Origin of the sequence: Geodermatophilus poikilotrophus (assembly GCF_900111455.1) — a bacterium.
Classification (GTDB): Bacteria; Actinomycetota; Actinomycetes; order Mycobacteriales; family Geodermatophilaceae; genus Geodermatophilus; species Geodermatophilus poikilotrophus.
The window spans coordinates 44,119-60,743 of sequence record NZ_FOIE01000007.1; the positions used below are offsets into that span (position 1 = coordinate 44,119).

Here is a 16,625-nt window from a genome sequence, read left to right on the forward strand (position 1 = left end):
TTCAGGCGGGCAGGAGGAAGGCGTTCAGGTCGGCCGCGACGTCCTCCGGGCGCTCCCAGTTCGGGCAGTGCCCGGTGTCCTCGTAGACCCGCAGCCGGGCGTCGGGGAGCGCGGCCAGGAGGCGGTCCTGCTGGCCGCGGTCGAACAGCGCGTCGGAGTCGCCCCACAGCAGCAGCGTGGGCGCGGTGACCGCCCGGAGCCGGTCGCGGTCGTCGACGCGGACCAGCCCCTCCCAGGACCCCCGGTAGACCGACCCGGGTGCCTTGCGACTCTCGGCGACGAGCGCGTCGAAGAAGTCCGGCGCCACCTCGCGGTGCACCGTGCTGGCGGCGAACTCCCGCGCGAAGTCGTCGGGGACCTGCTCGGGCAGGTCGGCGATCGCCGCCCGCACCTCCTCGACCAGGACGTCGCCCATCCGGTCGGCCGAACCGATGAGCACCATCCGGTCCACCCGGTCGGGGTGCTCCTCGGCCACCCGGCGGACGACGAAGCTGCCGAAGGAGTGGCCCACCAGGTGCGCCCGTTCCAGCCCGAGCGCGTCGCACAGGCCCAGGAGGTCGTCGGCGAACCGGTCGAGGGCGTACCCGCCGGCCGGGTGGTCGGACTCGCCGAACCCGCGCTGGCTGTAGGCGACGGCGCGCAGCCGCGGGTCCAGGTCGGCGAGGACCCGGCTCCAGGAGAACCAGGAGTCCGGCCAGCCGTGCACCAGCACGACCGCGGGCCCGCCGGGGTCCCCCTGCTCGACCGTGTGCACCCGCAGTCCCCCGGGGAGGGTCGCGGTGTGGTGCTGCAGCGTCTGCGTCGTCCCGGACACGGGTCCCCTCCGGTGCCGTCCCCCGCGCACGCCGACGGTAGGACGGCCGGCTCCCGTCGGGGAACGGCCCTCGGTCCCGTCGGGTGCGGCGATCTCGTGGTGGTCGACGGCTGATCGCCACGACCCCGCAGCACCCGGCAGGGGCAACCGTGGCACGGGCTGCGACCCGCGCCCCGTCCGGGCAGGGTGGACGGCGTGAGCGACGCCGTCCGCGACCCCGAACTGATCTCCGTCCCGGTGGAGGGTGGTGAGCTCGCCGCGCTGCACTGGGCCGCCGGCGCCCCCGGGGCCCCCATCGCCGTCCTGGTCCACGGCATCACCGCCAACGCGATGGCCTGGGCGCGGGTGGCCGGCGCGCTGGCCGGCGAGTTCGAGGTGGTCGCCCCGGACCTGCGCGGCCGGGCCGGGTCGGCCGGCCTGCCGGGCCCGTACGGCATCGAGGCGCACGCGGCCGACGTCGCCGCCCTCCTGGACTCCCTCGGGGCGGACGACGACGCCGGAGCCGACGCCGCGGTGCTCGTCGGGCACTCGATGGGCGCCTTCGTCTCCGCCCTCGCCGCCGCCGGGACGGCCCGCGACCGGGTGCACGGCGTGGTGCTGGTCGACGGCGGCCTGTCGTTCCCGACGCCGCCGGGCGCCGACCTCGACGCCATCCTCTCCGCCGTCCTCGGTCCGTCCCTGGACCGGCTGTCGATGACCTTCCCCGACCTCGCCGCGGTGCGGGCGTTCTGGGCGCAGCACCCGGCGGTCGGCCCCTGGGTCGACGTCCCCTCGGTGGCGGCCTACCTGGCGCGCGACCTGGTCGGCGAGCCGCCGGCGCTGCGCAGCGCGTGCGTGCCGGAGGCGGTCCGGGTGGACGGCGGCGACGTGCTGCTCAACGAGCGGCTGCTCGAGGCCACCGGCGACCTGCCGGTGCCGGCCACCCTGCTGTGGGCCACCCGCGGGCTGCTCGACCAGACGCCGGGCCTCTACGACGAGGAGCGGCTGGCCGGGCTGGGCCTGGAGCGCAGCGGCATCACCGCGCGCGAGGTCCCCGACACCAACCACTACTCGATCCTGTGGGCCTCGCAGGGCGTCGAGGCGATCGCGGCCACCGTCCGCGAGGCCGCCGCGCGCAGCTAGGCGCACACCCGGGCAGTCGGGCTCTGCCGGCGAGGCGGTCCGGGCCCGACGCTGTGCCCGTGGAGGACCGAGCTCCCGCGGGCGGACGCGGACCCGAGCGCGCCACACCGGTGCGCCTTGGCAGCGCGCCCGCGCGCTGCCACGATCCGAGCGGCCTCCCCGCCCGCGGTGCGGCGGGGGGTCGGGCTCCGAGGTCGGGGCCGGGGTCAGCCCGCCGAGAGGGGTGCTCACCGTGGTGACCCCGGGATCGTTGCCGCAGCCCCGGCCGCAGCCCCGGCCGTTCGACCGGGTTGCCGGCGTCGCCGACGGCGTGCTGGCCGCGATGCCCGCCCCGCTGGGCTGCCTGGACCCCGCCGGACGGGTCGTGCTGGTGAACACCAAGCTCGAGCTGCTGCTGGACCGCCCTGCCCCCGACGTGCTCGGCCGGCCGGTGACCGACGTCCTCGCCGCCGGCACCGCCGCCGCCGTCACCTCCGCCTGCCACGCGGCCCTGACCTCCGGCGCGCCGGTCTCCCTGGAGGTCCTCGAACCCGGCGGCGGCGCGGGCTGGTCGGCGCTGCACGCCTGGCCGACGGCCGACGGCGCCGCCTTCGTCTTCGTCGACGTGACCGCACGCCGGCTCGCCCAGGACGAAGCCGAGTCGGCCCGCCGCGCCGCCGAGCGGGCCGGCGCCCGGACGGCACTGCTCGCGGCGGTGGCCGGGGAGCTCTCCAGCGCCCTGGACAGCACGTCGGCCCTGGGCAGCCTGGCCCGGCTGGTCGTCCCCGCGCTCGCCGACGGCTGCGTGGTCACCGTCGTCGACCGGGAGGGCCGGGCCCGCGACGTCGGCTCCTGGCACGCCGACCCGGCCCGGCGCCCGCTGCTCGACCACTACGCCCAGGTGCGCCTGGACACCCTGCCGCCGGCCTCCCCCGTCGCCCGTGCGCTGCGGTCCGGCAGCGAGGCGCAGGAGCCGGTGGCCGCCGTCCTCGCGCTGATGCCGCCCGGTCCCGCTCGCGACCTGCTGGAGGTCCTCGGCCCGGCCACCGCCCTCGTCCTGCCGCTGACCGCCGACGGCCGCGCGGTCGGGGTCCTCACCCTGTACCTCGACCCCGGCCGCACGCTGGACGACGACGACCTGCGCACCGCCCGGGAGGTGGCCGCGCAGGCCGGGCGCACCGTCGACCGGGTGCACCGGCAGAGCCAGCAGGCCAAGCTCGCCGAGGAGCTGCAGCGCAGCCTGCTCACCGACCCGCCGACCATCGCGGGCGCGCAGGTGGCGACCCGCTACGTGCCCGCGGCGGAGGCGGCCCGCGTCGGCGGCGACTGGTACGACGCCTTCCTGCACCCGGAGGGCGACCCGGTCGTGGTGATCGGGGACGTCGCCGGGCACGACACCGCCGCGGCGGCCGAGATGGGCCAGCTGCGCGGGCTGCTGCGGGGCATCGCGCACTACAGCGGCGCCGGGCCGGCCGAGGTGCTGCGCGGCCTGGACGCCGCGATGGACGCCATGCACACGGGCACGCTGGCCACCGCGGCCATCGCCCGGCTCGAGCACGGTGGCACGCTGCTGCGCTGGGCCAGCGCCGGGCACCCGCCGCCGCTGGTCGCCGACCCCGACGGAACGGTCACCGTGCTCGCCGACGGGCTCGGCGACCTGCTGCTGGGCGTGGACGCGACGGCGGTGCGGCGGGAGTCCACGGTGCCGCTGCGACCGGGCGCGGTGGTGCTGCTGTACACCGACGGGCTGGTGGAGCGGCGGGACTGCGACGTCGACACGGGGGTGGCCCGGCTGCGCCGGCACCTGGCCGCCCTGACCGGCCTGCCGCTGGAGGAGCTGGCCGACGCGCTGCTGGCCCGGATGCTGCCCGCGACGCCCCAGGACGACGTCGCCCTGGTGGCGATCTGCGTGCACCCTGCCGACTGACCGGCGACGGCGAGAGGCGCATCACCCCGAGGGGTCGGAAACCCCGGCGGCACGGTTACGGGCAGAGCCGGGTGGGAACCCCGAACAGCGTCGGAGAAGGCGACGGACGGGGAGAGGGCAGTGGGTCGACTCGCGTGGCCGTTGCGCCCGCTACCGGACGGCCGGGGCGAGGTGTGGCGCTGGGACCTGCAGGCCGTCGCGGAGCTGCCGGCGGCCCGTGCCGTGCTGCGTGCCCGCCTGGACGGGGTGGGCTTCCCCCGGGACGACGAGGACACCGCCGCCGAGCGGCTGATCCTCGCCTTCGACGAGCTGGCGTCCAACGCGCTGCGGCACGGGCTGTGTCCCGTCGTCGCCACGGTCATCGCCGGCAGCGGCGGCTGGCTGCTCGACGTCAGCGACCGCGACCCCGACACCATGCCCAGCCCGGCGGTCGACCGCGACCCCGCGCACGGCGGGATGGGGCTCTACCTGGTCGCCCGGCTGTCGGTGGCCCACGGCTGGTACGTCGACGAGGGGTGCAAGCACGTCTGGGCCTGCCTGCCCACGAGCACCGACGACCGCGCGCCCGCGCTGTCCTGAGAGAGGACCCCGCCCTCCGCCGGCCCCGTCCCGAGGCTCGCCGCCGGCCCCGTCCAGAGGCTCGTCCCGAGCCCGCGAGGGATGAGGAGGACGGGGTCCTCCCGCCCGCAGGGGGCGTGGAACACGACAGCCCCAGGGCGGTGAGCCCCGGGGCTGTCGTCGTCGTGCGCCCGGGACGGCGGGAGGGTGGTCTCCGGCGCCGTCCCGGGGCGTCTGGTGTGTCGGCGGGGGTCAGGGCGGGCGCGGTCAGGCCCTGGAGGGGATCACCAGGGAGAGCCCGCCCTTGCCGTAGCCGGGGACGTCGATCGCGAGGTCGAGCCGGTTGAAGTCGGCCAGCGAGCAGGCGATGTCACCGGGCAGGTCGTCACCGGGGGCGTAGAGCTTGTAGAGCTTCGAGTGCGGGGCACCCGGCACGTTGAACAGCGCCGAGAGCACGTTGACCACCTCGTGCAGCGCCTCGGTGAGCATCGCGGTCAGCTCGCCGTCCTCCTCGACGGCGTCCTGCGCGCCGCCGGGGGGCAGCAGCGCGAGGGCGGCGCCGGTGTAGGCGGACGCGCCGAGGTCCATCACGCACAGCGCGTTGACGTCCATCGACGGGTCCACGTAGACGGCCACCGAGACCGGTGACTTCGGCGTCGGGGTCACCGGCGCGCCCGGCATGACGCCGACGGGCTTGCCGACCAGGCCGGCGAGCATGTCCTTGACGGCCTTGGCGTCCGGCAGGACGACGGTCAGCGGCGCGCTCACGCGATCACCCCGTCCAGGTTCTCGCGGAAGGTCTCCTCGGTGAACGGCTTGGCGATGAGGAACAGCGCGCCCGCGGCGCTCGCCTTGTCCCGCATCTCCGCGGAGCCCTCGGAGGTGACGAAGCCGAACGGCACGGCCGATCCCGCCGAGCGCAGGGCCTGCAGGCACTCGAGCCCGCTCATGTTCGGCATGTTCCAGTCGGACAGGACCAGGTCCGGGTTCTCGGCGTGGACCTTGTCGTAGGCGTCGCGGCCGTCCTCGGCCTCGACGATGTCGTGGTCGTCGTAGCCGGCCTGGCGCAGGGTGCGGATGACGATCTGCCGCATCACGCGGCTGTCGTCGGCGACGAGGATCTTCACTGTGACGCTCCGTTCTGGTGCGGGTGCTGGTGCTGGTCGTGCGGGACGGGCAGGGAGGGCAGTGCGCCCTGGACGGACACGACCAGGGGCTGGCCGCGCCAGAGGACCTCGATGCGGCAGACGTCCTCGGGGTTGCGGACGGCGGGCGCCGGGCCGACCTCGGGGAGACCGAGGGTCGAGGGGCCGGGGAGCGCGGCCTTGACGTTGCCGCCGACGACGTTGGCGATCTCGCCGAACGCGTCGGCGACGTCCTCGTGGTCGAGGAGCTCGGGCGCCGCCTCGGCGAGCAGCGCCCGGGTCAGCTCGGCAGCGGTCTGCCGGCCGGTGGTGAGGACGACGCTGCCGGTCCACGGCCCGACGACGTCGACCCACGCGGACAGCGTGTCCTCGGGCAGGTCGCCGGGGAGCGGGACGAGCACCTCGTCCTCCCCGACGAGGGCGATCCACGCCTCGCCGGCGATCGCCTCGACGGTGGCCTCGTCGATGAGCGAGGGGATGGCCAGGCGCCCGGCGACATCGGGTGCGAGCGTCACAGGACGGCCTCCTCGGGGAGCATGCCGAGCAGCGCGAGCTTGTCGCGGAGCGCGTCGGCGGTGAACGGCTTGATCACGTACTCGTGCGCGCCGGCGGCGAGCGCCCGGACGATCTGCCCCTGCTCGCTCTCCGAGGTCACCATCATCAGCGTGAGGGCGCGCCACGCCGGGTTGGCCCGGACGGCGGAGACGAACTGCAGCCCGTCCATCACCGGCATGTTCCAGTCGATCGTGCACAGGTCGGGCGCGTAGCCCTCCTGCAGCACGTCGAGCGCCTCCCGCCCGTGACCGGCCTGACGGGTCTCGTAGCCGAAACCCTCCAGCGCCGAGCTCACGATCCGCCGCATGGCGCGGGAGTCGTCGATCACCAGTGCACGCACGTCAGTTCCCCTTCAGCGGGCGGTAGGCGGAGCTGCGGCCGATGACGACCCGCTCCCAGGAGTCGTCGACGCCGAGGGTGGTCTCCGCGGCGCCGAGGAAGAGCCAGCCGTCGGGGCGCATGAGCGCACGCACCCGGCGGAGGATCGCCTGCTTGGTGGGCAGGTCGAAGTAGATGAGGACGTTGCGCAGGTAGACCACGTCGAACGGGCCCATGCGCGGCAGCGGAGCGGCCAGGTTGCACTCGCTCGCGGTCACCATGCGGCGCAGCGACGGGGAGACCTGCCACTCGGTGCCCGCGCGGGTGAAGTGCCGCACCAGCATCGCGGCGGGCAGCCCCCGGTTGACCTCGAGCTGGCTGAACCTGCCGGCCCGGGTGCGCTCGACCATCTCGCGGGAGAGGTCGGTCGCGGTGATGGCCACGCGGGTCGAGGCGTTGGGCATCGCGTCCTCGAGCAGCATGGCGATCGTGTAGGGCTCCTGCCCGCTGGAGCAGGCCGCCGACCAGATCTGCAGCCGCTCGGCCGGCCCGCGGCCCGACAGCAGCGAGGGCAGCACCGTCGAGGTGAGGGCGGTGAACGGGTCGCCGTCCCGGAACCAGGAGGTCTCGTTCGTGGTGAGGGCCTCGACGATCCTGCGGGTGGACTCGGGGCTGGGCCGGGTGCGGACCGAGTCGACCAGCTGGCCGACGTCGGGCAGCCCCATGGACCGGGCGATCGGCAGCAGCCGCGCCTCGACCAGGTACTCCTTGCCCGGGGCGAGCACGATCGCGCTCTCCCGGTGCACCAGCTGGCGGACCCAGTCGAAGCTGGTCGTGGTGAGGGTCATCGTCGTCCTCCGACGGCGGCTGGCGTGGTCGGGCCGGCGGTGGCGGCGCGCGGGCCGGCGAGCCGCCGGCCGATCGCCTCGGCGACCCGGTCGAGCGGCAGCACCTCGTCGGCGAACCCGGCGGTGGCGACGGCGCCCGGCATCCCCCAGACCACCGACGTCGCCTGGTCCTGGACGACGACAGCCCCTCCGGTCTCGCGGATGCGGCCGGCGCCGATGCGCCCGTCGGAGCCCATGCCGGTGAGCACGACACCCAGCACGGCACCGTCGAACGCCTCGACCGCGGAGCGGAACAGCGGGTCGACGGCGGGGCGGCAGAAGTTCTCCGGGGGCGCCTGGTCGAGCCCGGTGGACAGGCCGCGGCCGGTCCGGCGGACGGTCAGGTGGTGGTCGCCCGGGGCGAGGTGAACGGTGCCCGGCGCCAGCGGGGCGCCGTCGACGGCCTCGACCACGGTGAGCGCGCAGAGGCGGTCCAGCCGCTGGGCGAACTGGCGGGTGAAGACCGGGGGCATGTGCTGCACGAGCAGCACCGGGACCGGCAGCGACGCCGGCAGGGCCGGCAGCACCTTCGCCAGGGCCTCCGGGCCACCGGTGGACGAGCCGATGACCAGGACGGCGGGCTGCTTGACCGCACCGACGCGGGGGGCCGGCGGCCGGACCGGGGCCGGCGCGGGTGCGGCGGCCCGGACGGGGCCGGTGGTGACCGGGCGCCCGGTGAGCGCCTTGATCTTGGGGATCAGCTGCTGGCGGACGCTCTCCATGGACTGCGCCACGCTGCCGACGTTGGCCGGCTTGGTGACGTAGTCGTTCGCGCCGGCGGAGAGGGCGTCGAGGGTCGCCGAGGCACCGCGCTCGGTGAGCGTGCTGAACATGATGATCGGCACGCGGCTGCGCAGGGCGCGGATGGCGCGGACCGCCTCGATGCCGTTCATCTCCGGCATCTCGATGTCCATCGTGACCAGGTCGGGCTTGAGCTGCTCCACCTTGCCGACGGCGATGCGGCCGTTCACGGCGGTGCCGACGACGTCGATCGCCGGGTCCTCCGAGAGGACGTCGGTGACGATCTTGCGGACGACCACCGAGTCGTCGACGACCAACACCCGGATCGGGTCCATGCGTCCTCCGTCTCCCCGTGCGGGGTGCCGGCCAGGGCCAGCTGGCGTTGTGGGTCGGCACCCGCCCGGGGGCCGGGATCGGGGTGCAGCCGGCGGTCCGCCGGGTCCCGGCGGCCGTCCGCTGTCGGTGCCTGTCAGGGGTGTTGTCGGCCGCTCGCCTGCACTCCTTGAGCCGATCCGCACGGATCGTGCAGGACATCTCCCGTCGATCCCGGTGCTCCCGCCGACGATCTCCCGGCACGTGTCGACACGTCCCCGGACAGCGGGAGGCGACCACGGTCCGGGGCGACGTCGGGTCCCGGCCGCGGTCGTCCAGCGGCCCCGCGCAGCAGCGTCAGGGGGTGCTGCCGCGGGTGAACGGCGTCACCGCGGGTAGCCGGGGGCCATGCCTCTCCCCCGGGTCCTCGTCCTCGTCCTGGCCGGCGGCGCCGGCGGGCGCCTGGAACTGCTGACCGAGCAGCGCGCCAAGCCGGCCGTCCCCTTCGCCGGCGTCTACCGGCTGATCGACTTCCCGTTGAGCAACTGCCAGCACTCGCACCTGTCCGACGTCTGGGTCTCGGTGCAGTTCCACCCCACGTCGCTGTCGCAGCACCTGGCCAACGGCCGGCCGTGGGACCTCGACCGCACCGACGGCGGGCTGCTCGTGCTGCCGCCCTACCAGGGCACCGACCGCGCCGGCTGGGTGTCCGGGACGGCGAACTCGCTGTGGCGCTACGCCCCGCTGGTCCGCGACGTCGCCCCCGACGCGCTCGTGGTGCTCAGCGCCGACGCCGTCTACAAGCTGGACTACCGCGACGTCGTCGACGGGCACCTCGGCTCGGGCGCGGAGGTCACCATGGTCACCACCGAGGTCGCCGAGGACGACGCACCGCGCTACGGCATCGTCGAGGTCGGCAGCGGCGGGAAGGTGGCCGACTACGCCTACAAGCCCGACCGGCCGCGCACCACCACGGCGACCAACGAGGTCTTCGTCTTCTCCCCCGGCCCCACGCTGGACCGGCTGGAGGCCCTCGCCGCGGAGCACGGCGAGGAGGGGCTCGAGGACCTCGGCACCCACCTGCTGCCGACGCAGACCCGCGACGGCCTGGCCCGCGCGCACCCGTTCGACGGCTACTGGCGCGACGTGGGCACCGTGGAGTCCTACTGGCGGTCCCACCAGGAGTTCCTGTCCGCCGATCCGCCGCTGGACCTCGACGACGAGCGCTGGCCGGTGCACACCCGCGGCGGCCGGCACAGCGCGGCGAGGGTGCTGCTGGACTCGGCGGTGGACAACAGCCTCATCTCCGGCGGCACCCGGGTGCTCGGCAACGTCCACGGGTCGGTCCTGTCCCCCGGTGTCGTCGTGGAGGCCGGCGCGACCGTCGTCGACTCGGTGCTGCTGCCCGGGGCGCGGGTGCGGGCCGGCGCCACGGTGACCCGGGCGGTGCTCGACGACGGCGTGGTGGTCGGCGAGCGCGCCGCGGTCGGTGGCGACGGGGAGGTCACGCTGGTCGGCCGCCGGGCCGAGGTCGAGGCCGGCACCGAGATCCCCGCCGGCGGCCGCTTCCCCGATCCCGGGGAGGACCAGGGCTGAGCCGTCCCCCCTCCGTTGATCACGGGGCCGGCGCGGCCTCTCGCGGCGTGTCGGCGCGTGTCGCCTGCGACGACCCCATGATCAACGGTCGGCGGCTGGCCGGGTCGGCGCTCGCCCGGGCGGGCTCGCCCTAGGAGGCGGACGGCTCCTGGCCGCGGTGCGACCCGGAGGGCCGGGGTGAACGCAGCACCGCCAGGGCGTCGCTGCCGAGCAGGTCGCCCATGACGATGCCCTGCACGCAGCCGGCGACGGCGTTCCAGGCACCGGACGCGGCGGCCGCGGTGTCGAAGCCGGCGTCGAGGAAGGCCCGGACGGCGAGCAGCTGCGCGGTGGCGAGCGTGCGGGTGCGGCCGGAGACGTGCGCGCCCCAGGACGCCTCGTGCATCGCGGTCGCCCACGGACGGCGCTCGGCGCGGGAGGCGTCGACGGCGGCCATCCAGCGGCCCCGGCCGGCGTCGTCCAGCGCGCGCAGGCCGGTCAGCAGCTCCGAGAGCTCGCCGGTGGCGGGTCCGAGGTCGAGCTCGGGGGTGGTGGGCACGCCGGTGGCGGTGGCGACGGCGAAGGGGCCGGTGAGCCGGCGGGCGACCAGCGGCGGCAGCACCGCGGCGGCCCAGGCGCCCACGGCCGCGTCGGCGAGGACGTCGGCGGCGGCGGCGCGGACCGCCTCGTCGACCAGCCCGACGGCGGGGTGCTCGGGACCGAGGACGTCCTCGCGGAGCACCCGCTCGACCGCGGCGGCGTCCCCGATGGTGCTGCGCTCGAGCTGGGCGACCAGGACGGCGGCCCGGTCGGCACCGGGGAGGCCGTCGGCGGCGGTGCGCAGGTGCGGGACGGCGGCGGCCAGCTCGCGGGCCTTGCGCGCACGGACGGCGAGCGCGGCGCGCTGCTCGCGGTCGCGACCCGCGGCCGGGTGGACCGCGGCCAGCTGCTCCAGCGCCGGGGCGTCGGCGGCGAGCCCGGCGAGCAGGGCGTCGGCGACTGCGCGGCCGGCCGGCAGCCGGACCAGGTCGAAGCCGAGCGTGGCGGCACTGACCAGCGAGTAGGGCACGGCAGGCCTCCCAGTCGACGTCCCCCGAGGTGAGGTCGGTCCAGACTGACCGTGATCGACACTGCGCGCCACGTCGGCGTCACTCGATGGCCGGACCCCCATCGGGTGGGTCGTCGTGCGCCGCGCTGCACTGTGTTGCGTCGATCACCCAGCGTGAGCGGCGTCCTGCCCCGGAGTGCCGCGACCCCCGGCGGGCGACCCTCCGGAGAGAGGGGCCGCCCGACCGGGGGTCGGGGGGAGGAGCGTGGCCGCCGGGGAAGTCCGGCCACGCCCGATCGGAGGACCCCGTCCTCCTCACCGTGGAAGGACCCCGTCCTCCTCATCCCTCGCAAGCTCGGGACGAGCCTCTGGACGGGGCCAGCGGTGAGCCTCTGGACGGAGCCGGACTGCTAAGCGCTGACGGCCTTCTGCACGTCCAGCGCCAGCAGCAGCTGCCCGTCGAGCTTGAACGCGCCGCGGATCAGGTCGCGGCCCGCGCCGTCCAGCGTGTCCGGCGGCGCCTCGAAGTCGGCCGGGTCGACGTCCACGACGTCGGCGATGGCGTCCACGAGCAGGCTGACCGCCTCACCGTGCAGCCGGACGACGATGACGACGGCGTCGGTGCCCTCGGGACGCGGCGGCCGGCCGAGCCGCTCGCGCAGCTCGATCGCGGTCACCACCTGGCCGCGCAGGTTGATCAGCCCGGCGACGGCGGTGGGTGCCAGCGGCACCCGGGTCAGGCCCTGGCTCTTGAGCACCTCCTGCACGTGCGCCACCTCGACGCCGTAGAGGTCGCCGTCGAGCCAGAAGGTGGCCAGCTGGCCGCCGATGGCGGGGGCCTCGGCAGTGGTCACAGGGAGACCTCCAGGAGGGAGGCGCCGTGCGGCGCCGCGGACAGGGAGCCGGGGGTGGTGGGGTGCGCCGAGTAGAACGCCGGGTCGGCGGCGAGGATCGCGGCGCGGACGTCGAGCAGCTCGGTGACCTTGTCGCCGAGCACGGCCGAGCCCAGCAGCCCCATGTCGTCGATGTCGCTGCGGACGGCGGCCTCGCCGTCGACGATGTCGAGGATCTCCTCCACCACGATGGCCACGCTGCGGCCGTGGTCGGAGTAGACGATCACCTCGAGCACCTCGCGCTCGCTGTCGCCGTAGGCGCCCAGGTGCCGGTCCAGCCGGACGATCGGCAGGATCGCGCCGCGGTACTGCACGACCTCCCGGTTGCCGACCTTCTCGACCGACTCGGTGCGCACCTGCTCGAGGCGGGTGACGGTGTCCAGCGGGATGGCGACCCGGCGCCCCCCGCCGATGGCGGCCAGCAGCATCCGCTGCCGCTCGGCGTCGGTCGCCGCGGACTGCAGCGCCGCCGCGCGGGACTCCTGGCGGTCGCTGCTCTCGGTGCGCAGCGCCCTGCGCGCCAGGGCCTGCACGTCGAGGATCAGGGCCACGGTGCCGTCGCCGAGGACGGTCGCGCCCGAGTAGAGGCCGATCGCCTTGAGCTGGCCGCCGACGGCCTTGACCACGATCTCCTCGGTGTTGATGACCCGGTCGACGACCAACCCGAAGCGGCGGCCCTCCGAGCGCAGCACCGCGATGACCACGTGCCCGTCGTGCCGGTCGGAGGTCAGGCCCAGGACGTCGGTCAGCCGGACCAGCGGGAGCAGTTCGCCGCGCAGCCGGTAGACCGGCGCACCGCCGACCTCCTCGACGGCGTTGGCCGCCTTCTCGGCGTCGAGCGAGACCAGCTCCTGCAGGCTGATCTGCGGGATGGCGTAGCGGTCGCCGGCGCACTCGACGGTCAGCGCCGGGACGATGGCCAGGGTCAGCGGGATGCGCAGCCTCGTGCAGGTGCCCTTGCCGGGGGCGGACTCGATCTCGATGGTGCCGCCGATGGACTCGATGTTGGTCTTGACGACGTCCATGCCGACGCCGCGACCGGAGACGTTGGTGACCTGCGCGGCGGTGGAGAACCCGGGCAGGAAGATCATCTGCAGGACGTCCTGCGGGCCCATGCGGTTGAGGGCCTCGGGGGTGACCAGCCCGCGCTCGACGGCCTTGGCGCCGAGCCGGACCGGGTCGATCCCGGCACCGTCGTCGGCGACCTCGACGACGACCTGGCCGCTCTCGTGCCGCGCGCGCAGGGTGAGCACGCCCTCGGTCGGCTTGCCGACCCGGATCCGCGCGTCGGCGTCCTCGATGCCGTGGTCGACGGAGTTGCGGACCAGGTGGGTCAGCGGGTCCTTGACCGCCTCGAGCAGGGTCTTGTCCAGCTCGGTGTCGCGGCCCTCCATCTCCAGGCGGATGTTCTTCTGCAGCTGCAGGCCCAGGTCCCGGACGACGCGCGGCAGCTTCGACCAGATGTGGTCGATCGGCTGCATGCGCGTCTTCATGACGCCCTCCTGCAGCTCGCTGGCGATGAGGTTGAGCCGCTGCGAGGCGCGCACCAGGTCGGTGTCGTTGGAGCGCCCGACGTACTGGACGATCTGGTTGCGGGTGAGCACCAGCTCACCGACCAGCAGCATCAGCTCGTCGAGCAGGTCGACGTCCACCCGGATGGTGCTGTCGGCGACGGCCCGGCGGGTCTGGCCGGTGCCGCTGTCGGCGGCGGGCGTGGCGTCACCGTCCTGCGCGGCCTCGAACTCGGGCGCGGTCTCGACGACCGGCGCGGGGCGCGGCGCGGGGACGGCCGTCGCCGGCGCAGCGGCCACGGGGGCCGGCACCTCGGCGGCGGGCGCGGGTGCGGGCTCCTCGGGCGCCTCCGCCGCGGGGACGGCGGCGGCCTGCGCAGGGTCCTCGGCGGGGACGGCGGCGACGGCCTCGGCGGGCGCGGGGTACGGCTCGGCGACGGCCGGGGCGGCGGTGTCCTCCATGGCGGCGCTGATGCCGGCGACGACGGCGGAGACGTCGACCGAGCCCTCGCCGCCGGTGGCCTCGATGGACCCGAGCAGCGAGCGGACGGTGTCGACCATCTGCAGCAGGACGCTGGTCCGCTGCGGGGTGAGCTCGAGGGCGCCGTCCCTCAGCCGGGAGAGCATGTTCTCCCCGACGTGGGTGACCTCCTCCAGTCGGTGGAACGCCAGGAAGCCGCTGGTCCCCTTGATGGTGTGGATCGTGCGGAAGATGCTCGAGAGCCGCTCGCGCGAGTCGGGCTCCTGCTCGAGAGCGACCAGGTCGGTGTCCAGCTGGTCGAGGTTCTCGTGGCTCTCGACCAGGAACTCCTCGACGATGTCGTCCAGACCGTCCACGTTGCTCTTCTCTCTTCGTACCCGGGGAGCGGCGGGCGCGCTCGGGTTGGTGATCGGCGGGAGGGGTGCCCAGGTCAAGCCCAACGGCCGACCGGGCCCGCCGGCCGGGAGGCCCCGGCCGGCGGGCGGTGATCAGTAGGTGAAGCGGGACACCGAGGTGCGCAGGTCCGCAGCCATCCGGGAGAGCTCGTCGACCGCGGTACGGGTCTGCGTGAGCGCCTGCGTCGTGGAGTCGGCTGCGGCCGAGACCCCGGTGATGTTGCTGGCGATCTGCCCCGAGCCCTGCGCGGCCTCGGTCACCGACCGGCTCATCTCGTTCGTCGTGGCGGTCTGCTCCTCCACCGCACTGGCGATGGTGGTCTGCCGGTCGGAGATCTGCGCGACGATCTGCGAGATCTCCCCGATGGCGGCGACGGCCGCGTCGGTGTCGCCCTGGATGGCCTGCACCCGCCGGGCGATGTCCTCGGTCGCCTTGGCCGTCTCCTGGGCCAGCTCCTTGACCTCGTTGGCCACCACCGCGAACCCCTTGCCCGCCTCCCCGGCGCGGGCGGCCTCGATGGTGGCGTTCAGCGCCAGCAGGTTGGTCTGCTCGGCGATCGAGGTGATCACCTTGACCACGTTGCCGATCTCGGCCGAGGACTCGCCCAGCCGCGCGACCGTCGCCGTCGTCGTCTCGGCGGCGGTGACCGCCCGGTGCGCGACGTCGGAGGCCTCCGCGGCGTTGGTCGCGATCTCCCGGATGCTGGCGCCCATCTGCTCGGCACCCGCGGCCACCGTCTGCACGTTGCGGGAGACCTCCTCCGCCGCACCGGCCACCACACCGGACTGCGCACTGGTCTCCTCCGCGGAGGCGGAGATCTGCGCCGAGGACGCGGACAGCTCCTCCGAGGACGCCGCCACCGCGTCGGCCGACGAGGCCACCGAGGAGAGCACGGCACGCATCTGGTCGACGGCGGCGTCGAGGGCGAGTCCCATCTGGCCGAGCTCGTCGCGGGTGGTCAGGCCACTGCTGCGGGTGAGGTCGCCGGTCGCGAGCGCCTCGGCCACGTCCTTGACCCGGCCGACGTCGCGGGCCACGCCGCGGGCCACGAAGAGCCCGGTGCCAACGGCCACGGCGATGCCGACGACCAGGACGGCCACCGCCTGCGTGCGCTGGCTCTCGTACGACTCGCGCGCCTCCGCCGCCGCGGCGTCCGCCTCGGCGACCTCCTTGTCGTGGACCTCCTCCAGGGTGGCCTGCGCCTGGCTCGCCAGCGGAGCGGCCTGCGACTGGTTCGTCGTGTACCAGCCGGCCACGTCGTTGGCGGCGGCCAGCGGGGCCAGCACCTGGTTGACCACGACCTCGTACTGATCGAACGCGTCGGCGGCCTCGGCGACCAGCGCCGCCTTCTCCGCCGAGGGCTGCGACTGGCCGTAGTGCTCGACAGCCGTCCGGAACTCCGCCAGCCGCTCCTCGAGCGTCGCCAGCGCCTCCTGGGTCAGCTCGGGGGTCGGCGCGATCAGCGCGTCCCGGGAGGACTGTCGCACCCCGCCGATCGCGGTCTGCATCTCCGCGACGGCCTCGAGACCGCCGATGTTGCTGTTGTGCATGACCTGCGTGCGGTCGGCCGCGGTGCCGAGGGCCGACAGGCCCATGAGACCCACGAGGACGGCGACCAACGCGGTGACCACCACGCCGGCCAGGGTCTTGGTGCGGACGCCGAGGTCGCCCCACCAGGCGCGCTGCTGCGCGGCGGGCATCGGGCTGCCGGGCTTGGACTGGGACATGGGTGTGCTCCTCGAGCGAGGCCGCGGCGGGCCGATGGAGAGAGGGGTGGACCGGGCGCTGCCGACCGGGAGTCCGGCACTGCGCTGCGATCGCGATGCGGCAGTGCCGGCATGAAGAGAGTGACGCACCAGCAAGGTGCGCGACACGCAATTCCCGGCGTGTCTGACGAACCCGCGAAAAGAGTGCGGTGAGCGTTCACGGATTGTCGACTCGGTGATCGGCGACCCGCTCCACCGACCCCTCGCGAAGCCGGCGTGGAAATGCGACGGGCGGCGATCGGAATGGTCCGACCGCCGCCCGTCCGGGGGAACGCGCTGCTCCCTCGCTCAGTAGGTGAAGCGGCCCACCGTGGTCCGCAGCTCGGCGGCCATCCGGGACAGCTCGTCGACGGCGCTGCGGGTCTGGGTCAGCGCCTGGGTGGTGGCCTCAGCGGCCGAGGACACCCCGGTGATGTTCTCGGCGATCTGACCCGACCCGCCGGCGGCCTCGGCCACCGACCGCGACATCTCCGTGGTGGTGGCGGTCTGCTCCTCCACCGCGCTGGCGATGGTGGTCTGCCGGTCGGAGATCTGCGCGACGATCGAGCTGATCTCCGCGATCGCCGCCACCGCCGCCCCGGTGTCACCCTGGATCGA

The 16,625-nt window shown here is 75.0% G+C and carries 15 protein-coding genes and 1 pseudogene; 4 read left to right on the forward strand and 12 right to left on the reverse strand.

What is annotated here, in order from left to right:
• Position 1 precedes the first annotated feature (1 nt).
• Entirely contained in the window at positions 2-814 is an 813-nt protein-coding gene (locus BMW27_RS16145; protein WP_175486538.1) for an alpha/beta fold hydrolase, read from the reverse strand.
• A gap of 195 nt (positions 815-1,009) precedes the next feature.
• Here BMW27_RS16145 and BMW27_RS16150 point away from each other — a divergent pair, with 195 nt between their 5' ends.
• From BMW27_RS16150 to BMW27_RS16160, 3 genes are all read left to right on the forward strand, one after another.
• Entirely contained in the window at positions 1,010-1,936 is a 927-nt protein-coding gene (locus BMW27_RS16150; protein ID WP_091445891.1) for an alpha/beta fold hydrolase, read from the forward strand.
• 232 nt (positions 1,937-2,168) lie between these two features.
• Positions 2,169-3,842 (forward strand): SpoIIE family protein phosphatase, encoded by a 1,674-nt coding sequence (locus tag BMW27_RS16155; RefSeq protein ID WP_139206919.1) that lies wholly within the window; start codon positions 2,169-2,171, stop codon positions 3,840-3,842.
• Positions 3,843-3,962: 120 nt separating this feature from the next.
• Positions 3,963-4,421 carry an ATP-binding protein gene (locus BMW27_RS16160; RefSeq protein WP_091445895.1) on the forward strand — a complete coding sequence of 153 codons (459 nt, stop codon included), beginning with the start codon at positions 3,963-3,965 and terminating at the stop codon, positions 4,419-4,421.
• Positions 4,422-4,667: 246 nt separating this feature from the next.
• Here BMW27_RS16160 and BMW27_RS16165 read toward each other — a convergent pair whose 3' ends face one another.
• Genes BMW27_RS16165 through BMW27_RS16190 form a run of 6 tightly spaced genes read right to left on the reverse strand, consistent with a single transcriptional unit; the run spans position 4,668 to position 8,381 of the window.
• Positions 4,668-5,168, reverse strand: a complete 501-nt coding sequence (locus tag BMW27_RS16165) for a hypothetical protein (protein ID WP_091445897.1) — start codon at positions 5,166-5,168, stop codon at positions 4,668-4,670.
• Positions 5,165-5,527 carry a response regulator gene (locus tag BMW27_RS16170; RefSeq protein ID WP_072920763.1) on the reverse strand — a complete coding sequence of 121 codons (363 nt, stop codon included), beginning with the start codon at positions 5,525-5,527 and terminating at the stop codon, positions 5,165-5,167. Before BMW27_RS16170 ends, BMW27_RS16165 begins: the two co-directional genes overlap by 4 nt.
• Positions 5,524-6,060, reverse strand: coding sequence for a chemotaxis protein CheX (locus tag BMW27_RS16175; RefSeq protein ID WP_091445899.1), 537 nt, complete (start codon positions 6,058-6,060; stop codon positions 5,524-5,526). The genes BMW27_RS16170 and BMW27_RS16175 overlap by 4 nt, the downstream gene beginning before the upstream one ends.
• A complete protein-coding gene (locus tag BMW27_RS16180) occupies positions 6,057-6,440 on the reverse strand; it encodes a response regulator (RefSeq protein ID WP_091445901.1) in 384 nt (127 codons plus the stop codon). Before BMW27_RS16180 ends, BMW27_RS16175 begins: the two co-directional genes overlap by 4 nt.
• A 1-nt stretch (position 6,441) precedes the next feature.
• On the reverse strand, positions 6,442-7,266 hold the full coding sequence (locus BMW27_RS16185; protein WP_091445903.1) for a CheR family methyltransferase: 825 nt from the start codon (positions 7,264-7,266) through the stop codon (positions 6,442-6,444).
• Positions 7,263-8,381 (reverse strand): protein-glutamate methylesterase/protein-glutamine glutaminase, encoded by a 1,119-nt coding sequence (locus BMW27_RS16190; RefSeq protein ID WP_091445905.1) that lies wholly within the window; start codon positions 8,379-8,381, stop codon positions 7,263-7,265. Before BMW27_RS16190 ends, BMW27_RS16185 begins: the two co-directional genes overlap by 4 nt.
• A 385-nt stretch (positions 8,382-8,766) precedes the next feature.
• Between BMW27_RS16190 and BMW27_RS16195 the strand changes: the two genes are divergently transcribed.
• Complete coding sequence (locus BMW27_RS16195; RefSeq protein ID WP_091445908.1) at positions 8,767-9,954, forward strand: glucose-1-phosphate adenylyltransferase family protein; 1,188 nt, start codon at positions 8,767-8,769, stop codon at positions 9,952-9,954.
• A gap of 130 nt (positions 9,955-10,084) precedes the next feature.
• Here the strand turns inward: BMW27_RS16195 and BMW27_RS16200 are convergent, their stop codons facing one another.
• From BMW27_RS16200 to BMW27_RS16220, 5 genes and pseudogenes are all read right to left on the reverse strand, one after another.
• Complete coding sequence (locus BMW27_RS16200; RefSeq protein ID WP_091445910.1) at positions 10,085-11,002, reverse strand: hypothetical protein; 918 nt, start codon at positions 11,000-11,002, stop codon at positions 10,085-10,087.
• Between the two features lie 389 nt (positions 11,003-11,391).
• Positions 11,392-11,835, reverse strand: a complete 444-nt coding sequence (locus BMW27_RS16205; protein WP_012950957.1) for a chemotaxis protein CheW — start codon at positions 11,833-11,835, stop codon at positions 11,392-11,394.
• Positions 11,832-14,222: a chemotaxis protein CheW gene (locus tag BMW27_RS16210; RefSeq protein WP_091445911.1), complete on the reverse strand. Its 2,391-nt coding sequence runs from the start codon at positions 14,220-14,222 to the stop codon at positions 11,832-11,834. The genes BMW27_RS16205 and BMW27_RS16210 overlap by 4 nt, the downstream gene beginning before the upstream one ends.
• Positions 14,223-14,354: 132 nt before the next feature.
• A complete protein-coding gene (locus tag BMW27_RS16215) occupies positions 14,355-15,989 on the reverse strand; it encodes a HAMP domain-containing methyl-accepting chemotaxis protein (RefSeq protein WP_245743637.1) in 1,635 nt (544 codons plus the stop codon).
• Between the two features lie 327 nt (positions 15,990-16,316).
• Positions 16,317-16,625 (reverse strand): annotated as a pseudogene (locus tag BMW27_RS16220) (methyl-accepting chemotaxis protein); the annotation flags it as partial.

Coding starts and splice junctions, on each gene's coding strand:
- BMW27_RS16185 (WP_091445903.1), bottom strand. CDS start 7,266: ATGACCCTCACCACGACCAGCTTCGACTGGGTCCGCCAGCTGGTGCAC.
- BMW27_RS16190 (WP_091445905.1), bottom strand. CDS start 8,381: ATGGACCCGATCCGGGTGTTGGTCGTCGACGACTCGGTGGTCGTCCGC.
- BMW27_RS16195 (WP_091445908.1), top strand. CDS start 8,767: ATGCCTCTCCCCCGGGTCCTCGTCCTCGTCCTGGCCGGCGGCGCCGGC.
- BMW27_RS16215 (WP_245743637.1), bottom strand. CDS start 15,989: ATGTCCCAGTCCAAGCCCGGCAGCCCGATGCCCGCCGCGCAGCAGCGC.